The following is a 26,295-nucleotide window of genomic DNA, read 5'->3' as shown; positions in this document are numbered from 1 at the left end:
CATGAGTGAGACGACAATCGACGAAATTCCTCCCGGGCCACGCATCAAGGGAAAACTGTCGCGCGACGATCTGGTAATGCGCGGCAGCATGATCGTGATCGGCCTCTATCTGCTGATCACGATGGTGTTCCCGCTATATGCAATGCTGTCGAAATCCTTTTCGACCTTCAAATTTGATCTGGCGGCCTACGAGGTGCAGGTCAGCGGCGAAGAGGGCACGGTTTTCAGCGCCCCTGTGACATTCGCGGAGCTGAACGCAGAACGTGATGTGCTAAGGCCGCAGGATCTGATCGCCGGATCAGACGGCCGACTGGGCGTGACGCAGTTCTTTCCCGATTTCAGTTTTCGCAGCCCGGTAAAGTACCGCATTCGTAACGTAGATGAGGATGGGCGCTATCTGGTCGGATCAAAGCTGAACGAGAGCACCGACTGGCAGGAATTGGACAGCAATACCTTTCGCCGTGTGCAACTGCGCCCGAAAAAAGACATCGGGCTGGGGAACTTCACCACATATTTCTCGACACCTGCGCTGTCGAATTCGATCAAGAATTCGGTGATGATCGCGACGATCAGCACGATCGTCACGGTCACGCTGGCCTTTTGGTTTGCCTACGCACTCAGCCGGTCCTGTATGCGGTTCAAGGGTCTGTTTCGCCTGATCGCCATGGCCCCCATTCTGGTGCCGTCGCTGCTGCCCGGAATTGCGCTGGTTTATCTCTTTGGTAATCAGGGGATGCTCAAGGACCTGCTGTTCGGTGGCACGATTTATGGGCCTATCGGGATTGTCATCGGATCGGTGTTCTTCACTTTTCCGCATGCGTTCCTGATCATTTCGACTGCGCTTGCGATCTCTGATGCGCGGCTCTACGAGGCGGCGGTATCGCTTAAGGCGTCGCCGTGGCGCACCTTTTGGACCGTAACGATCCCCGGAGCGCGTTATGGCCTTGTCTCGGCAGCGTTCGTGGTTTTCAACCTTGTGATCACCGATTTCGGCCTGCCGAAGGTGATCGGCGGGCAGTTCAATGTTTTGGCGGTCGACATCTACAAACAGGTGATCGGGCAGCAAAACTTTGAGATGGGTGCCGTGGTATCGGTTGTCCTCGTGCTGCCTGCGATTCTGGCATTCGGCATCGACCGTTTCGTGCAGAGCAAGCAAGTGGCGCTGCTGTCGGCGCGTTCGGTACCCTATCAGCCCAATCCCAACAAACGTACGGATTGGATCATGTTCGGCTATGCCAGCCTTGTGGGCGTCTTTCTGGTCGGAATGCTGGCCGTCTGCCAGTTCGCGGCGCTGGTCAAATTCTGGCCATACGACCTTAGCTTCAGCTTGAACAACTATCAGTTTAACAAGATGGACGGTGGCGGTTGGGCGGCTTACTTTAACTCGATCAAACTGGGCCTGTTGACGGCTGTGATCGGCACGGCAATCATTTTCTTCGGCGCGTATCTGGTCGAGAAATCCAACGGGTTTAAAACCGGGCGGGCAATCTTTCAGATGTTCGCGATGTTGCCAATGGCCATTCCGGGGATGGTGCTGGGCCTTGCCTACATCTTTTTCTTCAACAACCCGGACAACCCGCTAAGCGTGATCTACGGGACCATGACGATCCTCGTCGTCTGTACGGTGACCCACTTTTACACCGTGTCCCACCTGACAGCGACGACGGCGTTGCAGCAGATGGACCGAGAGTTCGAATCTGTTTCATCATCACTAAAACAACCGACGTTGAAGCTATTCAGTCGCGTGACGGTGCCGGTCTGCCTGCCTGCGATCCTCGATATCTCGATCTATCTGTTCGTCAATGCGATGACGACGGTATCGGCAGTGGTGTTCCTGTATTCACATGACACAGCACTGGCCTCGATCGCGGTGTTGAACATGGACGATGCAGGCGATATCGCCCCGGCGGCAGCAATGGGCATGATGATCTTTTACACCAACGCAGGTGCGCGGATCATTCACCTGATTGCGTCTCGGGGGATTGTGGGCCGCACACAGGCTTGGCGTCACCGGTAACAGACAGCGGCACCCTTGGGGTATTTCCAAGGGTGCCGCCGTGTTTCGAACCTAGATCCGTGCTGCCGACCGGTCGCTGCGTGCCAGCCGTCGTTCCAGCGTCCTGACACCCCATGATGCGATCAGGATCAGCACTAGATATTCCAGCACCAGCAGGCTGTAGATTTCCAAGGGTCGGTATTCCACCACAACCAGTTCATTGGCGCGGCGGGTGAGTTCGCTATAGCCGATGACGGACAGCAGCGAGGATGCCTTGAGCATATAGACAAACTGATTACCCAGCGGTGGCAACACACGGCGTACAGCCTGCGGCAGGATGATAAACCGTAATTTGTCCATGTAGCTCAATCCCAGTGCATCCGCTGCCTCGCGCTGACCGACCTCTATGGATTGTAGTCCGGCGCGAAAAATTTCGGCTTCAAACGCACTGTCGCAAAGCGCAAGCGCGATCACCCCGGCAAAGAACACGCTCAGTTGCAGGCCTGTCAGTACGGGCACCCCGTAATAAACCCAGAGGATCAGCACCAGCATCGGCACTGCGCGAAAAAACTCGACATAGATGCGGCTGATGATGGCGAGTGTACGGTTTGACGACAGCGCGGGCAGGGCAAAGATCAGCCCCAGAAGCACGGAGAAGAATATCGAAACGAGCGCGACCGAGATGGTCGAGTAAACGCCGTTTGCCAAAAATTCGAGGTTGGTCAGGCCGCGTGTGTCAAAAGGCGATACAACATGCCAACCCCATGTGTAGTTGCCACCGCCACAGCCTGCGAGAAAGAGGACGGCCAACAAGGGCAGGAGGGGGCGTAGACGCAAAGACATGAGGGCGTCCCTTCAGTGTGACAAAATTTGATCGAGGAATAGCTGCGTGCGGGCATTTTGGGCACCGGAAAAGAACGCTTCGGTCGGTGCCTTTTCGACAATCTGGCCCTGATCCATGAACACCATAGTATCGGCAACCTTGCGGGCAAATCCCATCTCGTGGGTGACGCAGATCATTGTCATGCCTTCGCGCGCCAGTTCTTCCATCACGTCCAGAACCTCGCTGATCATCTCGGGGTCCAGCGCCGATGTCGGTTCGTCAAAGAGCAGCACGCGCGGCTTCATGCAGAGCGCGCGGGCGATGGCAACGCGCTGCTGCTGACCGCCGGATAGCTGTGCGGGGTATTTGCGGGCTTGTTCAGGGATGCGCACGCGTTCCAGCAGGGCCAGCGCGGTTTCTTCTGCCTCTGCCCGGCTCACGCCGCGCACACGCATCGGAGCGAGCGCAAGATTGTCCAGTACGCTCATGTGTGGGAACAGGTTGAATTGCTGAAACACCATGCCAACCTCGCTGCGGATGGTTGCGAGGTTTCGGGTGTCGTCGCTCATCTCTACGCCGTCGACGATGATCTTCCCGGCGTCATGTTGTTCCAGCCGGTTGATACAACGGATCAGCGTGGATTTTCCCGATCCGGATGGCCCACATATGATGACTTTTTCGCCGCTGCGAACGTCCAGATTGATGTCTTTCAGGGCTGTGTAATCGCCAAAGTTTTTTTCGACGGAAATCAATTGCACAACCGGATCTTCGCCCGGTTGTGTCGCGTGCGATGTGCCTGTCATTGAACTGCCCTTGCGGAATATGAGGTGAGGCAAGTGTTGATTGTCGATGTCATCAATTGGTTCCTTGCCTCACATCCTTTACGATCAATCGCCCAGCAGGACCACGCCCCATGTTTCGTTGAGCGCGTCAAAATAACCTGCCTGCTTTTTCAGCAGAACCCAGTTGTTAACATAGTTCAGCCAGATCTGATCCTCGATCGGTGTCAGGAAGGCCATCGGCAACGCGCTGCGTGCCTGTTCGGGGAAAATCATCTGAATTTCCTCGTAGCGTTCTTGCAGGCCCGATGCCTCTACCAAAGTGGTCACGGTGTAGTCTGACCGACCGGCCAGCACTTCTTGCCAGCCGTTACCGGGGCTCTCGACCCGGCGCATCTCCGCATTCGGCAGCTCCGCGCGGATGTAATCCTCCATCGTGGTGCCAAGGGTGACGCCAACGGTCCGGTCTGGGCTGTTGAGATCATCCCACGAGGCATATTGATCTGCATTTTTCCGTAGGACGACAGGAACGAAACCGTTGATGCCCCAGGGCGTGCTCATCCCGACCACTTTGGCGCGCGACAGGCTCATTGATGTGCCGCTCATGGCGATATCATAGCGCCCGGCCTGAATGCCGGTGATCATGGTTTTCCATTCGGTGGTTACAAATTCCACTTCTACACCCAGATCCTTGGCCATTTCACGGGCAGCGTCGATCTGGTGGCCAACGAATTCATCCTTGCCGACTTCGCGAAATGTCATCGGGTAGTAGTCGCCCGTGGTGCCGACGCGCAGCACGCCGCGGGACTGAATTTCGTTAAGCAGAGAATTCGCGGTTGCGTCCTGTGCTTGGGCCGGGGCGCCGCCCAGTGTCGTGGCGATACCCACCAATCCGACCATCGCGCCGATCAGCGCGGTTCTTCTGCCATACTTCATGTCTTTCCCTCCAAGTTGGATATGCGGTCCGTCATGCGTACGGTCCGCTCTTTAGTGTTGCCCGATCAGCGACTGGCCACCCTATGTGCGACTATGAAGCCAAAACTGGCAACCTAAATCCTTCATTCCGTCCTCATGGCCTATCGCGCGCTCGCAATTCAGCCAAGTTTTATGCGGTTTCTGCTTCAATCAATTTAGCGAGACCCCTTCGAAACAGTTTGGCCCCGGCGTCCAACCCCAGATCAAGCGCAGGCGTTTCCATGTGCTTCATGCCTTCGTGGACCTTGACCAGAACTGCGCGGTCTTCCTCAAACGCAGTGCGCGCACCTGCGTTCATCCGCTCCGAAATCGCCTGATCCTGCCCATCGGTGTTGCGATGCTGGAACCAGAAATAGCGAGTATTGTCCGCATCGATCGGGGTCATAAAATTATATGAGATGTTGATATAGGTCTGTGGGTTCGGGGCCGAGCCTTCGCCGCCGGTTCCTGCGGGTGTGTAGATCGACTTGTTCAATCCGATACCGGGATAGAGCATTTCGTAGTGCTGAAGGCGGTCACAAGGGCCGTCGAATTTGATCAGCGGGGCGTAGTAGGGGCTGGCAGCACCGTTCATAATCCAACGGTGGACCAGAACGCCGGCGTCATGTCGCGACACGTTCAAGGGTTCGCTGTCCGTTCCGGCACCTGCGAAGGATGACACATGTACCCAGGCGACATGGCTGGGATCCAGCAAGTTATCACAGACCCACAGATAGTTGCAGGCAATGTCCATTGCGCCGCCATCGGTGTATCCCCAATCGGGGTTATCAAAATTCTCAATGCTCAGGATTTGGTCCGGATCAGCCATCGCCGGATCGCCCATCCAAATCCACAGCAGGCGATAGCGATCAACTACCGGATAGGATCGGACGACGGCGCGTTTGGGGATGTTGTCTGGTTGGGTCGGCGCGGCCACGCAGGCGCCTTTGCAGTCGAATGTCAGGCCGTGATAGCCGCATTCGACAGTATCGCCTTGCAGGTTGCCTTCTGACAGCGGCAGCTTGCGATGGGGGCAGGCATTTTGCAGTGCCACTGCGGTATCGTCAGCCTTGCGGTAGATGACAATCGCGTCGCCCAATATGGTTTCGGGTTTCAGGTGGCGGCCGAAATCCGTGCTCCAACCGGCGACATACCAACAATTTCTCAGAAACATATCATGAGTCCAATCCTGTACTTTGTCACCATGCGGGCGCATCTGCGGATTGCGCAATCATCAAGAGTTTATGCCATGCATTAGCTGGTTTGATAGTTTTCAACGGAAGTCTGCTCTGTCGCTTCTTGAACCAGCCAGTCCCGGAACAGACGTAACCGTGGTGCGCGCAACGCCTGTTTCGCGCAAACCAGCCAATATGCGTATTGTGACGGCACCTGATGTGGCAGGGGCGCAACCAGCGCACCAGTCGCCAGTGAGGCCTGAATTAGCGGTGAACGCCCCAACGCGACACCATAGCCCTCGATTGCTGCCTGTACCACCATGTTGGACTGACCGAAACGTCGCGTGTTCGCTGGCTTTGGCATCGTCAGGCCCGCGCGCTCGGCCCAATAGGACCATGTAGGCGGTTCTCCCCCGAGATCCGAGATATCATCAATCAGCAGGGTATGCCGTGCGAGGTCGTCAACTGTGTTCAGCGCCGGTCCGGTAGAGAGCAGGGACGGAGCGCAGACCGGTGTGAGCGTTTCGGATAGGAGACGTTCCACATACATGCCGCGATAGTTTCCCAAACCATACCGGATCGACAGGTCGCAATCTCCGGCGACCAGATCGCCGCTGGATGTGTTCGTATGGATCGACACCGACAGATCGGGGTTGGCCTGATCAAAGTGGATCAACCGGGGAAAGAGCCAGTTAACCGCAAAGCCGGGCAAGCTGGCCAGAATTATGGGTGCATCGCGGGCGTTTCTGCTCTGTAATTGTGTGCATAGGTCAGATATCTGCCCCAACCCATTGGCGATGGCCGCAGCCATCGCAATCCCTTCCGCAGTCGGCTTGCTGCCGGCACGACTGCGGTGGAGCAGAACGCAACCTGTCCATTCTTCCAGAGCTTTAACATGCTGGCTGACCGCGCTTTGCGTAACGTTCATTTCATCTGCTGCGCGGCTAAAACTGCCGAGCCGTGCGACGCTCTCGAAGCTGCGGAGCGAGGTGTAGGGCAAATTGCGGATCATATTATGAATTCTAATGATATGCGTAATGCCTTTGCAATTGAAATCCAGACGGCGCACCCGGACAGTCGCCGTGCCCGATCCCTGACGCCTGCCGTCGTGGTGCAGGGCGATTGGGATGTATTTTCACGAGGAACACGCGCCATGACCGCTTGGATCAGTATGATCTCCGACGAAGAAGCGGGGCCAGAGCTGCGCGATGTGTTGACGCTGGCGCGGACGCCGCACGGAACAGTGGACAACGTGATGCGCGTGCATTCGCACCGTCCCAGCACGATGCGTGGCCATGTCGTGCTCTACCGCGCCGCCTTGCATGATCCGGCCAATACCTTGCCGACGTGGTTGCAGGAGGTGATCAGTTCCTGGGTGTCGATCCTGAACGATTGCCCATATTCTCTGGCCAATCACTGGACGAACGCGGCGCATCTCATCGGGGACGCGGACCGCGCGGAGGAAATCCGGGCGGCACTGGATCAGCGGCGACCACAGGACGTGTTCGACGGGCGTGAACTGGCCCTTATGGAGTATACCGAAAAACTGACGTTGCGTCCCGGTCAGATGTGCCAGTCCGACGTTCAGGCCTTGCGCGATGCCGGTCTGGACGATGGTGAAATACTCGAAGCCAACCAGATCATCGGGTATTTCAACTACGTCAATCGTCTGCTTAACGGGCTGGGGGTCACCACCGATGGCGATGTCGTGGGATATTACAAAAAGGATTGAGTACATGGATTGGATCGCATTTCTCAGCGAGACGGAAAAACGCATTGGCGTGCTGACCAAGGCAGCGCCCGAAATGACAAAGGGCTACGGCACCATGTCTCGCGCCGCCAAGAAAAACGGCGCATTGGATGAAAAGACCAAAGAATTCGTGGCCTTGGGGATCGCCATTACAACCCGCTGTGAAAGCTGCATCGGATTTCATGTTCGATCGCTGGTGCGGCTTGGGGCAACGCGCGACGAAATAATCGAAATGCTGGAAATGGCTGCTTATATGGGGGCGGGGCCGGGCATTACCTATGGTGCCAAGGCGCTGGAAGCATTCGATCAATTCGCTGCCGCCCACGCCAGAGATGTTTGATTGACACAAGCGGCGATCAATCCGGGCGCATTGAATTTGGTCGCCAACTGTGCACGGGTCACACCCGACGAGCATGTTCTGGTCGCGATTGAATCCCCTGATCTGGGGTATTATGGCGCGGACCTTGCGCCAAGTATCATAGACGCGCTGACCCGTCTTGGGGCTCGGGTCGAATGTATGAACGTCGCGTTCGATCCCGAAGCGCGCGAAGTCCCAAGCGCGTTGATGGAGCGAATGCTCGAGGCGGACGTACTGATCTCATTGGCGCGTATCGGTGATCAGTTGCGTTTTGATAACGCGCCGGGTCGGGCGCGGATGGTGCAGTGTTATGCGTTGAACGCAGCAATGTTGCGGTCAAGTTTTGGCGTTGCGCCCTATGGCGCATTCACTGCGTTAAAGACGGCTGTGGACACAGCATTGTTCAATGCGGGCCAGATCGTGATTAGTTGCGCGGATGGCACTCATTTGACTGGCCATGCCCCCGCGATGGCGATTCCGTCAGATACGACCTGCGCGCGGTTTCCGCTATCGGTGTTTTCGCCCGTTCCTGCCCGCCATTTCACCGGGCGATTGGCTTTGCCAGAGTTTCTGATCGGAACCGGATCGCGTTATTATGAGTCTTTTTATGAGCCGTTGAACGCAGGCACATTTGCAGAAATGCAAGATGGCCGATTGGCAGGTTTTTCCGGCGACGCAGGCGGCATTCAACAGGCCAACGCGCATTACGACCACGTTTCGGCGCGATATGGGCTGGATCGGTACGCGGTACACTCTTGGCATGCTGGGATTCATCCCGGCTGCGCGTATGACGACAGCGTGGAAAACACACCGGAACGGTGGAGTGGATCTGCCTTCGGAAACCCTAGGATATTGCATTTTCACACCTGCGGTACGCAGCCACCGGGGGAAATATGCTGGAATGTGATCGATCCGACGATTGAGCTTGATGGCGTTCGTTTGTGGGATAATGGAGTGTTTTATCCGGATCGCTTGCCGCAAGCGGCGCGCGTGCTGGCTGATTTTCCCGAACTCCCCCCGCTATTTGCCGCACCAGAGAGGCAAATCGGTGTGTAGCTGACGCCGCCTGCGGACGCATCGCGATATGCTGTGCTGAGCCGTTGCGATGTTCGCGCTAATGTCCCGATCCGCCGCGCCCAGCAGTGCTGTCCGGGCGAGTCAGCACAAAGGCTGCCGCGCCAGACATGCACACGGCCTGCACAGCCAGAATCCAGTACGGCATCTGCGCGACGAGGCTGACCAAAAAGACCAATGCCATGAGCGCACACGCCAAGATTTTTGCGCGCCTCGGGATTGCGCCTGTTGTTTCCCAATCGGCGATCAACGGGCCGAAATGTTTGCTGCCGTCGAGCCATGCCCGCAAACGAGGAGAGCCGCGCGCAAAAGCGAAAGCGGCCAGCAGCACCAGCGGTGTCGTCGGTAAAACGGGCAGCACGATGCCGAGCGCGGCCAAAGCCAACGACAACCAGCCAGCAAGTGTCCAGAGCAAACGCTGGGCGGCGGAACGGGGGGGCGCATTTTTCAAGTTTTGCAACCTTCGGGAACGTGAGAAGGTGTAGGCTAGTCGGGAAGTCGCTGAACCGCAATAACGTGCCCAAGGTCGCGTGCCGGGGGCGGTGGATGACATTGACGGTCATGATCTACAACCGCGATCCGTTTCATTTTTGAGCATCCCTAATAAGTCCGGCGTTTACCGGAGTATTTTGCAGCTCTGTCAGCCCTTTGTCTCTCTTGCTTCGACTGCGTTCAGCAGGTCGACCGCCCGCTTTACCGCGTCGGCGAGGACTTGGGTGCGTAACGAGACAAACAGAAACTCTGGAGCGCCGAGGGATCTGAGGTTCACTGATCAACGACGTCGAAAATAGAAAACGCCATTTGTGCGAATGAGGTGAAGCCCCCATTTTCTCGATGGTTCGCGCGTTCGATACCGCGCGCGCGTGTGAACCAGTTTATGAACCGCCGCGAAGTAACGACGGAAGGCTGGTCGCCTGATCACCGGTTATCCCATTGGGATGTATGCGTCTTTTTTCATGTATATTGGCTGTGCTGCCAGTCTCCAGCTATCCAGTCTGGTTATTTCCCTGCTATCAGGGAACCTAGCAGGGAAATTATCAATTTCGAACGATTCCAGGTCAAGTGGGGCTCGTATGCAGTCAAGAAAATCAATAGCTTGCCGTCCAAATTCCCTAATAGTCGTAGCAGGGAAAAGACTCTAGATTGCAGGGAATGTTGCAGACTCTGTGGGCATTTATTCACTGCATCTGGCTTGCCGACAATAAGATCGCACTGAACGCGGGCTGGGACAGCGAGTTGCTGGCCGTGGAGTTGGGAGAACTGGCTGACCTGTTGCCGGAGTTTGATCTGGATCTCGAAATTACCGGCTTCGACACGGGTGAGATTGACCTCATAATGACGGATCACGAAGAACCGAGCCCATCAATCGAAAAAGAAGACGATATTCCTTTGCCGATAGACGTTGTCATCGCCAAGCGCGGAGACATTTGGCGGTTGGGTCAACATCGGGTGTGCTGCGGCGACGCAAGAGATGCCGGTATGATGGAAAGCCTATTCGAAGAGCAGATCGCCAGCTTAGTTATCACAGACCCACCCTATAATGTGAAAATCCAAGGTCACGTCGGCGGGCGGGGAAAGACCAAACATAATGAGTTTGCCTTCGCCTCAGGAGAAATGTCCGACAAGGAATTCAAAGGCTTCCTGCGCGACAGCATTAAAGTGATGCAGGGCCACACGGGTGACGGCGCATTGCTGTACCTCTTCATGGATTGGCGCCACATTGAAGTGTTGCTGTCGGTTGGGCGTAAGCTCAGCCTAGCTCTAAAGAGCTTCTGCGTCTGGAACAAGACCACGCCGGGGCAGGGGTCGTTTTATCGCTCTGCCCACGAGCTAGTCGCCGTGTTTGCCAAGCCGGGGGTCGCTTCAACCAACAATGTGCAGCTCGGTCGCTACGGGCGGAACCGGACCAATGTCTGGACCTATCCCGGTGTTAACACGTTCCAAAATGGCAAGGGCGGCGATCTGACGCTTCATCCGACTGTGAAACCTGTGGCGATGATCGCAGAGGCGATCAAGGATGCGTCGAGACGCGGCGAGATCGTGTTGGACCCGTTTCTTGGCTCAGGCACCAAGTTGTTGGCAGCAGAGAAGGTCGGGCGGCGATGCTACGGCGTCGAGTATGAACCTAAGTATGTCGATACCGCCATCCGCCGCTGGCAACAACTGACCGGCAAGGACGCTGTTCTGGTCCGGCGCCTGATCGAAACGGGCGAGCCAGACGATGCGCGTTCACGTTCTGCTACGACGTGAGGGCTGGGACATCAACGCCAAGAGGACTTACAGGATTTACAAGGAGTTGGGTATGCAGCTGCGCAACAAGACACCTAAACGCCGGGTAAAGGCAAAGCTGCGAGAGGACCGCAAGGACGCAGTGAGACCGAACGACGTCTGGGCAATGGACTTTGTGCATGATCAGCTCGCAACAGGGCGCAAAATCCGGGTGCTGACTGTGGTCGACACGTTCTCGCGCTACGTCCCGGTGCTCGATGCGCGGTTCAGCTATCGTGGTGAGGACGTGGTGACGACGCTGGATCGTGTGTGTGGCCAGGTCGGTTATCCCAAGACGATCCGCGTCGATCAAGGCAGCGAATTTATCTCCCGCGACATGGACCTCTGGGCCTATCATCGCGGTGTCGTGTTGGACTTCTCGCGACCCGGAAAGCCTACGGACAATGCATTCACCGAAGCATTCAACGGCAGGTTCCGCGCGGAGTGCCGGAACGCGCACTGGTTCATGGGCCTTGATGATACGGCCGAAAAGTTGGAGGCTTGGCGTAGAGACTACAACGAAGAACGACCGTACGGCGCGATCGGGAACAAAGTCCCGGCGGCGCTGATGAAATCCGCAGGCGCATTTAGCCCTACTGTATGATTAGAACGCGGAAAATCAGCCCCCGACCGGGGACACTTTCGGTCGCACAGCAATGACATCGCGCTACAATCGGAAGTAGGCTTCAAAAACCTGATCGCAAGTGCGAAAAAGATTCTGAATGGCGTCAAGGTGATTGGTCTTCGACTTGGGACAAATTAAAGCGATTTTTCATGTTTTGGGTCCAGCGGTCCTGGGTTTGGTCTGGCTGGTTTGCGTGCTTGTGGCATCGGCAGCCGCGGGGCGACAAGCGGCTTTGGTCGATTGGGCTTTGGTGATCGCGGTTTTGGGTGTGACGTCCGCGCTGATCAGCACGGCTACAGTGGCGCTTCTATGGCGCGCAGTGGTGGCGCGTCATGAGCGATTTGAGCATGCCGGTACCGACGACGTGCGGCGGCTGGCGCGAGTGGCAAGGACGCGCTTCCGAGCAGGGCATCTTATCGCGGCGGGCGGCTGGCTCTTGGTGATGGCAACTTTGGCGCGAACGCAGTTCGGACTGCCCATATCGGCACTGTTCATGGGCCCTGGACTTCTGATTGCAACGATCGTTGCGGGGTCGGGCTTGCGGCTACATAAAGGCGCGGAAGCGGCCGTCACATTGATGGAACCAGCTCCTTCGCAACGCACTAGGTTGGGACGGGAGGCGCTGGCGAGGCTGCGCCATTCCTGGCGCGTGGACGAGGCGCTAAAGCGGACCCATGGGCCGGAAGGGTCGGCGGCGGCCATTGAGGTTTTGGGCGTGCTGCGGGACGGGGCAGCGTTTTGGCCGAAGCTCGCCGAGCAAGAATTGTCCTTGTTCGGCGCGCGGATGGCATGGCGCTTCAAGGCAATGTCGGGTCTTTCCTGGCATGGTTTGAGCGCCGGACTGATTGCCTGGGCGCTAGCGCTCTGGCTGCCGCTGAACGTTCTGCCACCTTTGCCATCACCGCTGACGTTTCTGACGGGGGCGTCCGAACAAGTTCCGCCGGAGGAGGAAGAGAAACAGGACGAAGACCAAACAGACCCTTCGTCAAATGACCGAGACGAATGCGGTGGCGGCGAACGGGAAAGCGACGGAGAGAACGGAAACGGGCAGGGCGGTGCGTCGGATAAAGCGGACCAGAAGAACGGTCAATCAGGCGAAGGCCAGGGAGATACAGGCCAGAACGCGGAGACCGACGGAGACGGCGGGCAGGGCCAAGAGCGGCAGGAAATCGATGGCACGGATAGGACAGACGGCGGAGAGGGCACAGAGCCAGGAGAAACGGGTGAAACTGCGCCGTCCGAGCAAGAGTCGGGCGAGGCACCTTTGAAAAATGGCGAAAGCGGTTCTTCTGACGGTCAGAATGGTGGAGACGGAGCCGCACCGGAAGACGGTCAGGAGGGGCAACGGAGCGACAACGTTGAAGGTGGTCAATCTGAAGGACAGGGAGGCGAGGCGCGCGAGAACGCTGCATCGGAGGGCGTGCAAAAAGGTGAACAGGGCACGAACGGCGAAGAGAACGCGCCGGACGGGCAAGCGGGAAGTGAGGAACTTCCTTCGGATGGTGCGCAGGACGGGCAACAAGGCGATGACGGCGATGGAGAAGCTGCCGACGAGCAAGGTGATGCTAAGGATGGCGGTACCGGCACGGAGGACAACGCAGATGTGGAGACCGAAAACGGCGGTGGAGATCAAGATAGCATTGACGGTGGCGCGCCTGATGCCGCAGCCACGCGCCCCGAAGCCAGTGGCAGTAGTGAGGAGCAGGCGGACTTGGCTGTTGCCGGCGAAGGTTCGGACTTATCGGGCGACGACAGCCGGGTCGCTGAGCAACCAGCCCCGGACGGCAGCAGCGAGGAAACAGCAAACGCTGTGCAGGGCGGCTCGGCGGCAGGAGACGGTAACGAGGTTGAAGCAGAGGGTTTTGACCCCACAGGCCAATCTCACCCGTTCGCGGCGTCAGGTGCCGCCCCGGAGGGGTTGACGATTTTTCAGGGCGATTTGCCCGAGTATCCCGAAAACCTGTTGCCCGCAAAGCCCCCGACACAAAGAATACCATCTTGGATCAAGGAACTTGAGAATGCCGTTGAGAATTGAGCCAACATTTAGGGTGTGTCATGTCTGATATGATTTCTAAGGCGGAACTGCTCTGGCTTCATTCGATCCGGGATCGCGTGAAAGAGGACATGAACGGCATCGATGGCATCATCAACCTTCTGTTGGTGGCCATGGTGGTGCGCGGGCATGTCTTACTGGAAGGCAATCCAGGCCTTGGGAAAACGGCACTTATCCGGTCGCTGTCTGCGGCGATGGATTTCCCGCGCGAGGATGTGGGACGAATCCAGTTTACGCCTGATCTGATGCCGTCGGACATTACCGGTACCAAGATGCCTGACGATGAGGGGCGCCTTGTGTTTCAGCCCGGGCCGATCTTTTGTCGTTTGCTCTTGGCTGATGAGATCAACCGGGCCACGCCCAAAACGCAAGCCGCCATGCTGGAGGCAATGGCGGAATTTCAGGTCACGGTTCTGGGGCAGCGCTATGCGCTGGCTGAACCGAAAGAGGTCCGCGATGGCACATCGATGACGGTGCACCCGCCTTTTATGGTCATGGCAACGCAGAACCCAGTTGAACAAGAAGGCACTTATGAGTTGCCAGAGGCACAGCTTGACCGTTTCCTGTTCAAGGCAGTGATGCCGTTTCCAAAGCGTGATACGCTGTCGGCGATTATTGCCAAAGACACCGGCGCGGGACGGGACGGTGACTCCGACAAGGACAGGCCGCGCTGGAGCATGGATCAGAGTCTGGCCAATCTGCATCGTTTGGGGCGGGGCTTGCGTGCGACAACGCCGAATGCAGATGTCCAGACCCACATTTTGAACATCGTTATGGCGTCAGTTGGGGATTTCGACGGAGTGCAAGGTGTGGCTGGCGTGACACTGGAGAAACTACGGGAGTTTCGCCGCGATCGTTTGCGCTATGAGTTGGGGCCGCGGGCGGCAACCTCACTGACGTTGGCGACATTGGGATGGGCGGCGGTGCATGAGATCGACCCCGGCGAGCCGAGCCAACTACCCGTCAAGACGACCCAGGCCTTGGCCAAGGTTGCGCTACCTGTGCTGCGCCATCGTATGAAATTTGACATTCCCTATGACCAGAGCGGTAGGGAAGCAGACACGCACGACAATCTGGTGCGCGAATTTGTGGCAATCTGTGCGCCCGCGCGGGAGGGCTATGACGCAGAGTTCCGCGCTGCACTGAATCAGGCATCCAACATGGCGCGGTTTTGATGGCGGCGACCAAGCCATTTCCCCTGAATGCACCGATTGGCGCGACGGCCTTGCGCAATCTTAGGCTTCATTTGCGCAAATACGCGCCAAGCGCGGGGCTGGGGCCGCATTTGCGGCGGCGCATGGGTCAGTCGCTCGAATTTCGAGAGTATCGCGATTACAGCTTTGGCGAGGATATTCGCAGCGTGGATTGGGCGGCCTCTGCGCGCAAGGGCGGCAAATGGGATCTGGTTGCGAAGTCCTTCGAAGCGGAGGAACGGCGGACGCTGATCGTATTGCTGGATTGCAGGCCCGCGATGCGTCTGCCGGTTTCTGTGCCCAAATTGGGCGTGGCAGCGTGGATCACCGCCTGTTTGTTGCAAGTCGCGCTGGCGGAGCTGGACCGGGTTTTTGTGGCACCAGTGTTTGGGGGCGACGGCAGGGCGATCCGGATCGAAGGGTCGGCAGGATTTGCGTGTATGCAGACGATGGTGCGCGATGCGCTGGACGCAGCTCTAACAAATGACGATTGGCAAGCGGTGCCAAAGGCACAACTGTCCGACGTGGAGCGACATTTGCGCCCGGCAGCGGCGGTTGTTTTTGTGACGGATGCGTTGGGAGATGATCCCGACGGGGCGCTGGCAGGTTTTGTGCGACGCGCGCAGAAAGGGTTTCGCAGTTTCCACGTGGTGGAGATCGATAGCTGGCCGCATGAGCGCGCCTTGCTGAAGGCGCAGCCGTTCCGCTTGCGAGCCCTGGCAGGAAAAAGCTTCGGTGAAACCATGTTTGATGCCCCGGAGGCATATCTGGCCCAAGTAGAGGCGCGTCTGGCCGAACGGCGTGTGACGTTTCGCGCCCGATGGGGCGGGCAGGGGATGATCTGGCCCGACGAACCGATCCGGTATCCCGCGGATGCGGGGTTTGATGCGGGGTCGGCGCGCGCATGGTTCCGCACTGCCTTGCCCGAAAACCGGGCCTGGCGCGCGCTAATGTCTCGGTCGGGTTAGGCGATGATGGGCCTGGGGATATTGTCCTTGGTCGCACTTGGTGCGGTGATCGGCTTTCACATGGTCAGGCCGAACTATCGGGATATCCGCGTATCGGTTGCGCATTTGATGCCTGTTCCCCCTGAGAGCCATGCGCCCAAGCGCAAGTTTTCGCTGCGCAATCTGATTGTGTCGCTTCTCTTTTGGTTGCGGCTGGCGATTGTCGGTCTGGTGGCGTTGGCGCTTTTTCCGATGAGTTTCGCTGTGCGCGAACGTGACGCGACGGAGCATCGGCACCTGCGTATCGTGCTGGATGTCAGCGGCTCCATGGGGGTGGGGGAGAGGGTGGCAAGGGCCGCGGATGCTGTTCGAGAGGCTGTCGGACGGTTTGAAACCGAACAAGGGGGATGTCTCGACATGGTGGTGACGGGACCTGCGCCGCGCTTGGTCGAAGCTGGAAGCATCGGGGCGGTCTTGGCCGAATTGAAACCTGATGTCGGCGGTCAACCCGTAGCCGCCTTGTTTGGCGCGATCGGTGTGGAAGGACCGTGCGGGCGCGCGCCGAGCCATGTGGTGGTGGTGTCTGACCTGGCAGCAAGGATTGTCCCGGAAGCGCGGCATGCGGGCTATCTGGTCTGGTATCAGATCGGGGAGCCTGCGGACAACCTCGCAATATGGGATGTCAGGGTTAACTTAGGCGCTCTCCATAACCGCGCGCCGGAGTTGGTCGTCGAAGTCGCGGGATTTGGGGTGGGCCCGGGCGATGTCACAGTCGCGGTGGAGGGGCCGGGAGGGCGGTCAGAGGTTGCGTTGCGGCGCGACGAAGAGCGCATTGGCGGCTGGATCGGGGTGGTGCCATATGCTGGGTCAGGGCGCTATCAGCTGAAGGTTGTAAAGGGCGGAGCCCTGGCGCTTGATGATCACGTAGAGATGATACTGGGCGACGTTGAGCGGGTGGCGGTGGATTGGAGATTGGCGAACATGGCACGCCCCGGCGCGTTTGCACCACCAACGCCAGACGCTTCCGCGATTGTAGTTGCGCCATACGGGGGGCCAGGACTGGCGCTGCCGAAAGGACCATTCGTGTTGACCTATGCGGGCTGGCCGAACCCGTCAGGCGCGGGCAATACGATTGGGCCGTTTATGCAGGATCATCCGGTATTGAACGGAGTGAACTTCGATGTTCTGGAAACCAACGCGCCGCGTGCAATCAGGGCTCCGGACGGCTTCCGGTCAATTATTCGCCCCGATGCTTCGGGCGATGTCTGGTTGGCTGAACGGCAAAGCCCGCGCGGCGTCATTGTGCCGGACCCGTCAGCCCAAGGATCACCGGACGTCCGGGCGCTGGCACGGTTGATGTTTTACAATGCCTTGTCCTGGGTTGCGCAGGAGGCGATTCCCGCAGCGCCCGTATTGCAGTATGTGACGATGGATGGAGAGCCGATCGCGGAGGCGCGGGCGGAGAGCGACACCGCGCGCGCGTTGGCTCCGGCGCCAACGCTAGCCGCCCTTGACGAACCGCCGCTAGTCGATGCGGTGCCGCCAGATGAGAACCGCGCAAACCGTCTTCGCTGGGAACCTTGGCTGTTTGCTTTCGGTTTGCTGCTGTTATTGGCCGAGCGCGCTGGTGGGCTGGTTTGGGGGCGGGGCAATGTGTGATTGGATGCAGGGTCTGGTGGTGTGGGACATGGCGCTTCTATGCGAAGCGGCGGGATGGCTTCCCATGCTTGCGACTGTGTTTGCCGTGCTTGTTATTGCCCTTTCGATTTTCTGGGCTTTTCGACGCCGGGTACCGATGGCGCAGGCGGTTGGTGCGGCACTTGTGTCTTTGGCGGCGATCCTATTGGCGACCGCCACAGGATTGCCAGTGCTCCAGCCTTTGGGAGACCCGCCGCCCGGCGGGCGGGTAGCCGTGCTGATCGACGCATCCGAGAGTGTCCGCAGGGATGGCGACGGAGCGGTGAACGACGCGCGCGAGATCGTCGCGAGCCGACTGCAGGATATCGCAGAGTCGCTGCCGGAAGAGGCAGACTGGCGAGGGTCCGTGCGCGCCTTTGGAGCAACGACGCGAAGTATTTCGGCTGATACGAGCCTGTCCGACCTGCCGGCCAGTATCCGGTCGGCTGATCTCGGCGCGTTGGCCAACACAAGCAATCTGGCCCGAGCGGTGGAAGCTGGAATGGCGGACATCGCAGATGGTCCAGGTGCGGGCATGATTTTCTTGATCAGCGACGGGCTGGAGACAGACGGAGACATATTGGCGGCGGCAGAGACCGCAGCGCAGTCGGGGGTTGCGATCCATACGCTGGGGGTGGGGTCTTTGCAGCCTGCGATGGGTCTTTTGTCCCATAACATCGGGCCGGATCAGGCCATCGGCCGCCCTGCGGTTTTGCGGGCAACGTTGCAAGGCGGCGGGGTGCTCCGTTGGGGGATCAACGGCTTGGCTGAACCCGAGCGCGATGTTGCAGATGCGGGCAGGCCGATGGCCGTACGTATCCCGGTGGAGTTTCCCGAACGCGGGCTGAACTTCGTTGACCTCGGGTTTTCTCAAGGGAAAGGGGAACCGCTGCGAACTGAACACGTCTACACGCTGGTGCGTGGTCCGGCGCGCGCTCTGGTATTCGGCGGTGCAAGTTGGGTGGACGGCGCCGATCCAGCTCGCTTCCTCATTGAGCGGGCTTCGCCAGGTGATGACGTGGATTTCGGAACATATGATGTCGTTGTGATCGACGGTTTGGAGCCCATTAATTTTCCAAGCGGCACTGACCAGCGGCTATCTGAGGCGGCGGCGGGTGGTGTTGGGCTGTTTCTGGTCAACGGGCCGCTGCGCGGTAACCGAGAGGATCAACAACGTCTGGCGGATTGGGAAGAAACAGTTTTAGGTGAGGTGCTGCCGGTCAACAGCGATCCGGCGCTCTATATCCGTCAGCCGCCAAAACGCGATCTGTTGATTATCATCGATACTTCGGGATCGATGGGGCCATATATGAGCGTCGCCCGCGAGGCCGCGAACAAGGTCATTGATGCGGTGCGACCGCAGGATTCATTGACCATCGTGTCGTTTTCAAGCGGCGCCGGGCTGGCGTTTACGGCATCGTCCATGCCGCCGTCAGAGGTGGCGCGAGCGCGTCGCGCCATCGCTGATCTGAGTGTTGGCGGTGACACCATGATAGAGGCGGCGATCAATCAGGCGCGGCTTTTGCGCGGCAACAATTGCGCATTATTTATCATCGGGGACGGCGGGTACGAGCGCGATCAGATCAAGGGCCGCCCTATTTGCTTTACCACGGCCATTGGTGTCGCGAATGAACCTTTGCCGGGAATCGATACAAACTGGGGTGAACAGGTGCCGATCCGCACAGCGACCCAGTTGGGGAGGATCGAATTCAAGGCTTTCAAGCCAGAACCGCGCGAGGAGTTCTGGCGGGATGGGCCGCTTGAGGTCATTCCTGCCGACGAGGTATCGCACTTTGAGATGCGTTTGCCGGTGGGTGGCATCGCGTTGAGCTATCCGAGGCCTGAAAGCAGTCATTTGAGCATCATGGCGGACCCTCCACGTGCGCCGGTTCTGGCGTTTCGGCGGGAACCCAAATTGACGTCGCTCAAGACAGGTGTGTTTCTGGGATCGGTACCGATTGGTTTGCCAGTGGGGCCACAGGGCTGGGCCAGTACGGTTTTGGATGAGCTGGCCGCTTGGGACGATCCGGAGCGATTTGACATCGACTTGTCGCTGAGTGGCGAAGACCTCAAGGTACGGATAACCCCGCTTGGGGGCGGTCCCGTTCCAGCAAGGATCTCTGTCGCGATTTTGCTACCCGATGGCTCCAGCACGGGTCTTTCGATGCGTGCGCAAGACGCCTTTGGCGCGTTTGAAGGGATCGGTCGGATCAGCTTGTCAAACACAACCATGCGGGGTAACTTGATGGTGGATTTGGGGAACGGCGAAGTACAAGAAATTCCGATACGATTGCCCGCGCGTTCGCGAGAAAACTGGAACCCAGCATCGACGCAGGAAGCTTTTGGATTCGGTGTGAACAACCTTTTGTTGAGTGAAATACGGGCGGCGAGCGGTGGTATCGATCTTGCGGTGGCGGTGCCAGATTTGATGCGTGCGCGCGCCGAATTGCGGCCCGTGCCACTTTGGCCTTGGTTTGCAGGGTTGGCTGCGGCGTTGTTTGCCGGGTCGTTGTTTTTGGGCGGGGTGCGAAGATGAAGAACATCTCTTTGCGCGACGCCACCGAGTTGGAGGTTAGGACGCTTCAGAGGCTTGCGCTTATTGGCTTGGGAAGATGGCTTGAGGTTGGCCATGATGCGGCGGTTCCGGATAGTGACGGCCTTGCCGGGGGTGCAGCGCTGATGACTAGGTCTGAGGATCAAACGCGGGTCACGAGGAAGGCTGTCGCGCAGTGGTCGGGGCGGTTTCAGGTCACAGAACCGCCTTCATGGACGGTGACGCAAGTGGAATGGATTGCGCCAGATTTGCTGTTGCCGTGGTGGCGACGATGGAGTGCCACTTTTTTTGACCGGTTGACGAGTCTTTTGGGTCGTGCACCGCCTGATTTTATCGCGGTTGCGCCGTGCCTTTTGGACCCGGTTACACAGCAATCCTGGGGCTGTCCAGTATTTCGCCGTTCAGTAGCGCGCATGATCCGCTCTCATTTGAAAGCGCGGGTCATCATGTTGCCTGATGGCGGAGGTGTGCCTGAACTGGCACTGCCTACCTTGTGGGCCGCAACCGCCTTTGCGCTTGAGACATTAACCGATGTGAATGACCAAAAGTGGGGTGTATTGCGCGCACGTGTTCGGGCAACCACAAGCAATGCATTTGCGTCCGAACAGTGGGCGGGCTTTTGGGACGCATATGTGCTCAATCGGGCGAGGGCTCTCGGGGCGGATTTGCCGGGACCGGTTATTGCGCTGGATTTGGCACCGACGCCGCCGCTTCCGGAGTACCTTTCTAGTGACTGGCGCGACAGCGTCCCCGGGTTTGCGTCGCAATTGATGAACAACACGATTTGACAGGACTGGCATGTTTGAAAAAGACGGATTGAATACGCTCTACCGTGGGCATCGTAAAACCTTGACGAAGGTTAATGCCGTGGCCAGCGCGCTAAATTTGCGGTTTTACAAGATGGAAGATGCCATCGAGTGTCTGATGATCGCGACCATGTCTGGTGAGGCAATGGTGATGATCGGCCCGCCGGGCACCGCAAAGTCGCGGCTCATGCGCTCCTTTTGCAACCTGCTTGATTTGATCCCGGACACCGCACTGATCGGGGGTGAGGATAAGCGCGCCGAAGACGACCCGAGCCACGAGGCGTATTTCGAGTACCTGCTGACGCAATTCACCGAGCCGAGCGAATTGTTTGGGTTCTACGACCTAGCCGCGCTCAGCAAGGGAATGGGATTGGTGCGCGACGACCGAAACATGATGCACAAGGCGCAGGTCGTGTTTCTGGATGAGGTGTTCAACGCCTCAAGCGCAATTCTGAATTCGCTTCTGACTTTCATGAATGAGCGCAAGTTCCATGACCGCGGAAAGGTGATCTCGACACCTTTGCGGCTGTTGGTGTCTGCCACCAACCACCCACCTCAGGACCCGACACTTGGTGCGGTCTACGACCGTTTCCTCTTGAGGTGCCGGGTGGTGAATGTTGCCAATGAGGGTGTGGATCAGGACGACCTTGTGCAGTTGCTTCAGACCGGATGGAAGGAGACCCATGCGGCTGAATTGGACAAGAAACCCGATTGTGCTGGCTTGCTGGAGGATCTCAAACGGTTTCAGGAAGACGTGGACGCGCGCACCAAATCGGGAAGCCTCAGGATTGATCCCGCGCATCCGGTCTTTGCTACATTCACCCAGATGGTCAGCACCATGCTGAAATACGAGCTTTCCGACATGTCGAACCGGCGGATCGTCAAACTGGCCGGTCTGGTTCTCAGCCTGCGCCTTTTGCGCGCGGACCGCGATGGCGAAAGTGATATCGAGATTCAGACGCGCGATCTCGACGTAGTTTCCCGCTTCTCGCTTGATCGCGAGGATGCGTCGGGACAAAAACGCCTGAACGAAGAGCTTAAATTGGGGTGAACATGTCTGCCGACAGCACCTCGAGCGCAGCATTGATGCTTCAGCCACCGCCACCCGACCCGGCCTTTGGCCCGGCGGGCAACGGTGCGCAGCGGGCAATGGAACTTTTCACCATGATTCAGGATCGCCATGTCGCCATCAGCCCTGGACTAGCCCGTGATCTGGCTGAGTTAGAAAGGACTTTAACCCCGGCTTCGGACCCGAACTGGGGGCGCGCCTACGGGTTGGCATCGGAAGCTATCGGGCTCAGAGGAAAAATGGGTAATAGCGCGCCATGGCAGCGTCTTTTTCCACGTTTTGTATTGGCTGTAGTGGAACCAATCATGCGGAAAGGCGTCGTGGAAAACAGGTTCGAATTGTCATTAACGATAGAGAATCCGGAATATCGCGCGGTGTCTGACTTTGAGGGCGCTTGCCGACGCATGGAAGAGTGGGTGCGCTTGGCGCTTGCAGACAAAACAGTGATGGGGCAAGCGTTCTGGGCTTGCGCAGGTGTGTCATTGCTCTTGGCGTTCCGGCGGCAGAACGTGGGGCGGCGCGCACAGACGGTGCTGCAATTGCCACCCGTGCCAGACCTGCAACTTACCCAGATGGTCTTTTGCCTGGAGCCGAAACTGGAAGACGATCCGCTCTGGCGGAAAAAGGCGCTTAAACCATCGGCGCGGTCAAACCGACTGCGGGTGGGCGTGCGACCACGTGAGGGTGGCGTCACAGGTGTACTGCATACGCGGCGCTTGCGCGATCTCCCCGATGCATTGCCTTCGGCCTTTGTTGTGCCCGAGAAGATCCGCGTGCTGAAACTGATTGAAGAAGGCTTCATGATCCCTGACAGGCCGCCTTACCGCAGGCCAGACCGAAACCTGTTGTCGTTGACGATGCAAGCACCGGAGACCGATGGTTTAGGGGCGGCACATTTGGTGAAGGCGGCGTGGATTGACGCCACGATCAGACTGCGGGTGCTTCTCGCCAATATGTCGCTTAGAAAGTCTGAGCTGGGCCATGCGCATATGCGTGACACCGGCACGTGTTGCGCGGCGGTCTCATTTTCCGGAGATTCCACGAAGGCGCGTTTCGATCCCTTGCAAATCAAGGGAGACTTCCGGCGGCAGGCTGTTTCGCAAGCGGTGATGTTTGCCGATGTTTTTGACATGCTCGCTCCAGCAACGAAAAACACGCAGAGCCCCCGCGACCGGGCAGTTGAAGTGCAAGCGCGCGAGAGGTTGGTCCTGACCTGTTTGCGAGAGCAGGCAGAAGGGATGCGCGCCGGGTCCATGGAAGATTACGCCAGCATTTGTCTCATCGAAGTGGCCCCCGCCGTCACACGCGGAGATGAGATTGTGAATGTCGTTTGGCGCGACGATCGCCGGGCGCTCATGCGGCGTTACGGGTTTGACGCGGCAGATACTGTCCATGGTGCGCGCATATTGTGCCCACCCGAAGTGGTGAGCGGTGCGCATTTCACTATTTGTGACGACGCATTTTCTGAGCCGCAGAAAATTGAGGTGCCTGAGGCCGAGAACGCGGAAGAAGCATTGGCTAAGATCGTCGGCGCAGTGTCGGGTTGGATCATCAAACAGAACCTGTTGGCGGTTGCTCATGGATAGGGTCTCAGAAACGCGGCAATGCCTTCATTTCCCAGCACTTGCATCGCACCGAATGCTGGCGGTGTTGCGGGTACTAGCGGAAGGCGACCTCGATACGCTTATGGCATCGCAACTGCGTATCGCGCGCGCTGAAAACGGTGTTTGGCGTGCGCTGCTGCCAGTGCGTGTGGAGGCAATCAAAGCTGAGGCGACCGGGCAGTTTCGAGATGTCGTTAAGCTGGCGTATCGCGAGGCGGCAGAAAAAAGCGTCGGACGTGAGGCGGATCAGGGTTTTTCCGTTTCTCTTGAAGGCACGGTGTCACCTTTGGAAGCGGCGCTGGCTTTGGCCTTAGCCAGCGGCGTAAGCGACGAAGAAAAAGCTGCTGCCACAGAAGCGGAGCAGATGCTGGCGACGACAGGAAGCGCCGACCAGACCGCGCGCGTTATGGCCGATGTCATCCGTCAGGGAAGGGATGTACGGACAGCTGGCGCGCATCATCTGGGCAACGGTCAGCTTGGGGCGTTTCTGATCTATACCGATGATCCGGAGGATTACGGGTCGGTTTCGGCGTATCTGCGCAGGAAAGACGTCGCAGCGCAGACTTTTGACATGCGTGCATTCGGGCTGGGGTTTGCGCGGCTCTGGCTTGAGGCATCTTCACCGGTACCCGCCAGCGGTGCGCTCAACGATCTGGCGGCGATACTTCTACGGGCACGCGAGGCGGGACTGATCCCGGCGGCCACTTCCGATCTGGTGGTGATTTCGACAGGTGATACCGCGATCAGGGTCTACTGCCACACGCCTGAAACAATTGCTGAGGCCCCGAGTGCAGCAGATCATGTGGCGGCGGAACTGGAGCCTGTCCAACCGCTGGATGTTGCGATCATACCCTTCAAGGCGGATGCGACCGCCTCTGCCGAGCTTCGAGACAGGATCAAGGCGCTCAGCCGGACCGTTGGCTATCGTGTTTCGCTGGAACCGAGACCCCGCAATGTGGCGCGGGATGCCGAACTGGAACCACTGCTGGAACAGATCGACGAACTGCAGCATCAGATTGACCAGATCACCGCGCTTGGTGCGCCGCAACAGCGGTTACTTCGGTTCAGTGATGCGCAACTGCCCGCGATGATTGATGGCCTGCGAAAGCTGCCGCCCAAGGCGCTTAGCGATGGTGCGCTGCAATATGCAGCGAGCCACTCCGCCGGACGCGTGGGACCTGCTCACTACCTGATGTACAACCCGACAATGACGCATATGCGGGTCGCGGAGGCCTATTGGCGGATGCGAACCGAGCCGCACCCGATGTCGTATTGGCTTGAACCCTTTGTCGCTGAAGCGCAGGCAAAACGGCCAACAAGGACGCAGGTTTTTGTGCCGTCGGGGCATTTCCTCGTGCCGTCGCTGGCACATTTCGGCGGCGATGTAGATGAGACGCTGAGATTGGTGCTAGGAAATCTTTTTGACGACCGGCACGCGTTGCTGACAGACAAGGAAAGTTCGGCTTTCTATATTTTCTCCAGGTCTCAGTCGGAGGCGTTCGATCTGGATGTGGAAGTGGTCGATGGCGATCAGTTCGCGCCACTGAACCAGAAGCTTTTTTGGATCAACGATTACTTGCAGATGCGCAGCCCGGTGGCTGTGGACCCGGAACGGCTCGCTGAAGTGGCGGCGAACCTTTATGAGGGTGAGGCGGCCAAAGCGCTTGGTGAGACCATCGACAATCAAATCGGCGAGCTGGACACAGCATGGGCCAAAGCGCGCGACGACATTTCCGGGCAGGCGCTTGGCGTGATCGACGCCATTGCCGAGGAGATGGAGGCCGTGACGGCGCGCATCTCGGACCTGCACGAGTACCTGGGCAAGACGGCAAAGGAGATGCAGGCCCTTGAAACGACCGCCTCGGCAGCGACACGCGCCCTGCGCGATGCCACCAACGCCATAATGTCAGACCTTGGCGCTCAGGACAGCGCTGTTGCCCAGGCGAGGCTGACCTTTGAAGCCCGGATGCATTCTGAATGCCGATTGGCGGAAGATGCGATCGAGAAGGGTCAGGAACGTATCTCTGCCTTGCAAGACAGACTTCGACGCATTCAGACTTGGGGAGACGGCTGATGGCGAAATCTATGACGACAGGGCTTTCTTCAAAACGTCTCGACAAGCGCGAAGCTGTGTTTGATCGACCATTCCCCAAGCGATGGTTTTGGTTTTGGCAGCATCGAAAAGCCTCCCGCTCGGGACGACGGCTTGCAAACGCCAAACCCATGGCAGTTGGGCGTTACGATGCCGCAACAGCGCGTATGCGCAATATCCTTGCAAGGCAAAGGCGGCAACTGCGCTCGCAGATCGCGGTTCTCCGGTTGCGTATCTTGGTTTCATCTGTTTGGGGCTTTCTGAAACGTTATTGGCGGGTTCTGCTTGTTTTATCGTTCGTTGCAGCATGTGCGACGGCGTCCTATGTCTATTGGAAAGACATTTTGGCGCTGGCCGATAGACTGGCTGATAGGCTGATCTCGCCCCCTGCGCCAACCTCGACGACGCCGACACAACCACCCACCGGACAGAATCCGTGATGATGGAAGGCGGGACCCGATCCATTATCCGACGCATGGGCTCGCGGCAGTCTGTTCG

General features: G+C 58.3%; 21 protein-coding genes and 1 pseudogene. 16 read left to right on the top strand and 6 right to left on the bottom strand.

Annotated features, from left to right (window positions below; genetic code table 11):
• The first annotated feature begins 1 nt into the window (after position 1).
• A complete protein-coding gene (locus N7U68_RS03915) occupies positions 2 to 2,017 on the top strand; it encodes a putative 2-aminoethylphosphonate ABC transporter permease subunit (protein ID WP_263048294.1) in 2,016 nt (671 codons plus the stop codon).
• A 51-nt stretch (positions 2,018 to 2,068) separates the two neighbouring features.
• Here the strand turns inward: N7U68_RS03915 and N7U68_RS03910 are convergent, their stop codons facing one another.
• The 5 genes from N7U68_RS03910 to N7U68_RS03890 all read right to left on the bottom strand — a co-directional run bounded on the left by N7U68_RS03910 (position 2,069) and on the right by N7U68_RS03890 (position 6,739).
• The gene (locus tag N7U68_RS03910) at positions 2,069 to 2,839 is read right to left on the bottom strand and encodes an amino acid ABC transporter permease (RefSeq protein ID WP_263048293.1); all 771 of its coding nucleotides are present in this window, start codon (positions 2,837 to 2,839) and stop codon (positions 2,069 to 2,071) included.
• Positions 2,840 to 2,851: 12 nt separating this feature from the next.
• A complete protein-coding gene (locus tag N7U68_RS03905) occupies positions 2,852 to 3,622 on the bottom strand; it encodes an amino acid ABC transporter ATP-binding protein (protein ID WP_165192071.1) in 771 nt (256 codons plus the stop codon).
• A gap of 84 nt (positions 3,623 to 3,706) precedes the next feature.
• Positions 3,707 to 4,534 (bottom strand): transporter substrate-binding domain-containing protein, encoded by an 828-nt coding sequence (locus N7U68_RS03900; protein ID WP_263048292.1) that lies wholly within the window; start codon positions 4,532 to 4,534, stop codon positions 3,707 to 3,709.
• A 169-nt stretch (positions 4,535 to 4,703) separates the two neighbouring features.
• A complete protein-coding gene (locus tag N7U68_RS03895) occupies positions 4,704 to 5,726 on the bottom strand; it encodes a Rieske 2Fe-2S domain-containing protein (RefSeq protein WP_263048291.1) in 1,023 nt (340 codons plus the stop codon).
• Positions 5,727 to 5,806: 80 nt separating this feature from the next.
• Positions 5,807 to 6,739 (bottom strand): LysR substrate-binding domain-containing protein, encoded by a 933-nt coding sequence (locus N7U68_RS03890; protein WP_263048290.1) that lies wholly within the window; start codon positions 6,737 to 6,739, stop codon positions 5,807 to 5,809.
• A gap of 3 nt (positions 6,740 to 6,742) precedes the next feature.
• On the opposite strand from N7U68_RS03890, the gene N7U68_RS03885 reads away from it, so the two are divergent.
• Genes N7U68_RS03885 through N7U68_RS03875 form a run of 3 tightly spaced genes read left to right on the top strand, consistent with a single transcriptional unit; the run spans position 6,743 to position 8,891 of the window.
• Positions 6,743 to 7,459, top strand: a complete 717-nt coding sequence (locus tag N7U68_RS03885; protein ID WP_263048289.1) for a carboxymuconolactone decarboxylase family protein — start codon at positions 6,743 to 6,745, stop codon at positions 7,457 to 7,459.
• Between the two features lie 4 nt (positions 7,460 to 7,463).
• Entirely contained in the window at positions 7,464 to 7,817 is a 354-nt protein-coding gene (locus N7U68_RS03880) for a carboxymuconolactone decarboxylase family protein (RefSeq protein ID WP_263048288.1), read from the top strand.
• Entirely contained in the window at positions 7,818 to 8,891 is a 1,074-nt protein-coding gene (locus N7U68_RS03875; protein WP_263048287.1) for a hypothetical protein, read from the top strand.
• 58 nt (positions 8,892 to 8,949) lie between these two features.
• Here the strand turns inward: N7U68_RS03875 and N7U68_RS03870 are convergent, their stop codons facing one another.
• Entirely contained in the window at positions 8,950 to 9,360 is a 411-nt protein-coding gene (locus N7U68_RS03870; RefSeq protein WP_263048286.1) for a YbaN family protein, read from the bottom strand.
• A 701-nt stretch (positions 9,361 to 10,061) separates the two neighbouring features.
• Here N7U68_RS03870 and N7U68_RS03865 point away from each other — a divergent pair.
• The 12 genes and pseudogenes from N7U68_RS03865 (at position 10,062) to N7U68_RS03810 (ending at position 26,237) form a co-directional block, all read left to right on the top strand.
• On the top strand, positions 10,062 to 11,159 hold the full coding sequence (locus N7U68_RS03865) for a DNA-methyltransferase (protein ID WP_308446165.1): 1,098 nt from the start codon (positions 10,062 to 10,064) through the stop codon (positions 11,157 to 11,159).
• Positions 11,134 to 11,781: pseudogene (locus N7U68_RS03860) on the top strand (IS3 family transposase); the annotation flags it as partial. The gene N7U68_RS03865 and the pseudogene N7U68_RS03860, both read left to right, overlap by 26 nt.
• A gap of 220 nt (positions 11,782 to 12,001) precedes the next feature.
• On the top strand, positions 12,002 to 13,837 hold the full coding sequence (locus tag N7U68_RS03855) for a hypothetical protein (RefSeq protein ID WP_263048285.1): 1,836 nt from the start codon (positions 12,002 to 12,004) through the stop codon (positions 13,835 to 13,837).
• 20 nt (positions 13,838 to 13,857) lie between these two features.
• Complete coding sequence (locus N7U68_RS03850; protein ID WP_263048284.1) at positions 13,858 to 15,030, top strand: AAA family ATPase; 1,173 nt, start codon at positions 13,858 to 13,860, stop codon at positions 15,028 to 15,030.
• Positions 15,030 to 16,016 carry a DUF58 domain-containing protein gene (locus N7U68_RS03845; RefSeq protein WP_263048283.1) on the top strand — a complete coding sequence of 329 codons (987 nt, stop codon included), beginning with the start codon at positions 15,030 to 15,032 and terminating at the stop codon, positions 16,014 to 16,016. The genes N7U68_RS03850 and N7U68_RS03845 overlap by 1 nt, the downstream gene beginning before the upstream one ends.
• 27 nt (positions 16,017 to 16,043) lie before the next feature.
• Positions 16,044 to 17,654, top strand: a complete 1,611-nt coding sequence (locus tag N7U68_RS03840) for a vWA domain-containing protein (protein ID WP_263048282.1) — start codon at positions 16,044 to 16,046, stop codon at positions 17,652 to 17,654.
• The gene (locus N7U68_RS03835) at positions 17,647 to 20,208 is read left to right on the top strand and encodes a vWA domain-containing protein (RefSeq protein ID WP_263048281.1); all 2,562 of its coding nucleotides are present in this window, start codon (positions 17,647 to 17,649) and stop codon (positions 20,206 to 20,208) included. Before N7U68_RS03840 ends, N7U68_RS03835 begins: the two co-directional genes overlap by 8 nt.
• Positions 20,205 to 21,014: a hypothetical protein gene (locus N7U68_RS03830; RefSeq protein WP_263048280.1), complete on the top strand. Its 810-nt coding sequence runs from the start codon at positions 20,205 to 20,207 to the stop codon at positions 21,012 to 21,014. The genes N7U68_RS03835 and N7U68_RS03830 overlap by 4 nt, the downstream gene beginning before the upstream one ends.
• A gap of 10 nt (positions 21,015 to 21,024) precedes the next feature.
• The gene (locus N7U68_RS03825; RefSeq protein ID WP_263048279.1) at positions 21,025 to 22,083 is read left to right on the top strand and encodes an AAA family ATPase; all 1,059 of its coding nucleotides are present in this window, start codon (positions 21,025 to 21,027) and stop codon (positions 22,081 to 22,083) included.
• Positions 22,084 to 22,085: 2 nt separating this feature from the next.
• Positions 22,086 to 23,687, top strand: coding sequence for a hypothetical protein (locus N7U68_RS03820; protein WP_263048278.1), 1,602 nt, complete (start codon positions 22,086 to 22,088; stop codon positions 23,685 to 23,687).
• Positions 23,680 to 25,779 (top strand): hypothetical protein, encoded by a 2,100-nt coding sequence (locus N7U68_RS03815; protein WP_263048277.1) that lies wholly within the window; start codon positions 23,680 to 23,682, stop codon positions 25,777 to 25,779. The genes N7U68_RS03820 and N7U68_RS03815 overlap by 8 nt, the downstream gene beginning before the upstream one ends.
• Positions 25,779 to 26,237, top strand: coding sequence for a hypothetical protein (locus N7U68_RS03810; RefSeq protein ID WP_263048276.1), 459 nt, complete (start codon positions 25,779 to 25,781; stop codon positions 26,235 to 26,237). The genes N7U68_RS03815 and N7U68_RS03810 overlap by 1 nt, the downstream gene beginning before the upstream one ends.
• Positions 26,238 to 26,295: the final 58 nt, after the last annotated feature.

Source organism: Roseovarius pelagicus (genome assembly GCF_025639885.1).
Lineage (GTDB): Bacteria > Pseudomonadota > Alphaproteobacteria > Rhodobacterales > Rhodobacteraceae > Roseovarius > Roseovarius pelagicus.
Note: the sequence above shows the minus strand (reverse complement) of the source record. Positions and strands in the feature narration are given on the sequence as shown.

Coding starts and splice junctions, on each gene's coding strand:
- N7U68_RS03915 (WP_263048294.1), top strand. CDS start 2: ATGAGTGAGACGACAATCGACGAAATTCCTCCCGGGCCACGCATCAAG.
- N7U68_RS03910 (WP_263048293.1), bottom strand. CDS start 2,839: ATGTCTTTGCGTCTACGCCCCCTCCTGCCCTTGTTGGCCGTCCTCTTT.
- N7U68_RS03905 (WP_165192071.1), bottom strand. CDS start 3,622: ATGACAGGCACATCGCACGCGACACAACCGGGCGAAGATCCGGTTGTG.
- N7U68_RS03900 (WP_263048292.1), bottom strand. CDS start 4,534: ATGAAGTATGGCAGAAGAACCGCGCTGATCGGCGCGATGGTCGGATTG.
- N7U68_RS03895 (WP_263048291.1), bottom strand. CDS start 5,726: ATGTTTCTGAGAAATTGTTGGTATGTCGCCGGTTGGAGCACGGATTTC.
- N7U68_RS03890 (WP_263048290.1), bottom strand. CDS start 6,739: ATGATCCGCAATTTGCCCTACACCTCGCTCCGCAGCTTCGAGAGCGTC.
- N7U68_RS03885 (WP_263048289.1), top strand. CDS start 6,743: ATGAATTCTAATGATATGCGTAATGCCTTTGCAATTGAAATCCAGACG.
- N7U68_RS03880 (WP_263048288.1), top strand. CDS start 7,464: ATGGATTGGATCGCATTTCTCAGCGAGACGGAAAAACGCATTGGCGTG.
- N7U68_RS03865 (WP_308446165.1), top strand. CDS start 10,062: ATGTTGCAGACTCTGTGGGCATTTATTCACTGCATCTGGCTTGCCGAC.
- N7U68_RS03850 (WP_263048284.1), top strand. CDS start 13,858: ATGTCTGATATGATTTCTAAGGCGGAACTGCTCTGGCTTCATTCGATC.
- N7U68_RS03845 (WP_263048283.1), top strand. CDS start 15,030: ATGGCGGCGACCAAGCCATTTCCCCTGAATGCACCGATTGGCGCGACG.
- N7U68_RS03835 (WP_263048281.1), top strand. CDS start 17,647: ATGTGTGATTGGATGCAGGGTCTGGTGGTGTGGGACATGGCGCTTCTA.
- N7U68_RS03830 (WP_263048280.1), top strand. CDS start 20,205: ATGAAGAACATCTCTTTGCGCGACGCCACCGAGTTGGAGGTTAGGACG.
- N7U68_RS03825 (WP_263048279.1), top strand. CDS start 21,025: ATGTTTGAAAAAGACGGATTGAATACGCTCTACCGTGGGCATCGTAAA.
- N7U68_RS03820 (WP_263048278.1), top strand. CDS start 22,086: ATGTCTGCCGACAGCACCTCGAGCGCAGCATTGATGCTTCAGCCACCG.
- N7U68_RS03815 (WP_263048277.1), top strand. CDS start 23,680: ATGGATAGGGTCTCAGAAACGCGGCAATGCCTTCATTTCCCAGCACTT.
- N7U68_RS03810 (WP_263048276.1), top strand. CDS start 25,779: ATGGCGAAATCTATGACGACAGGGCTTTCTTCAAAACGTCTCGACAAG.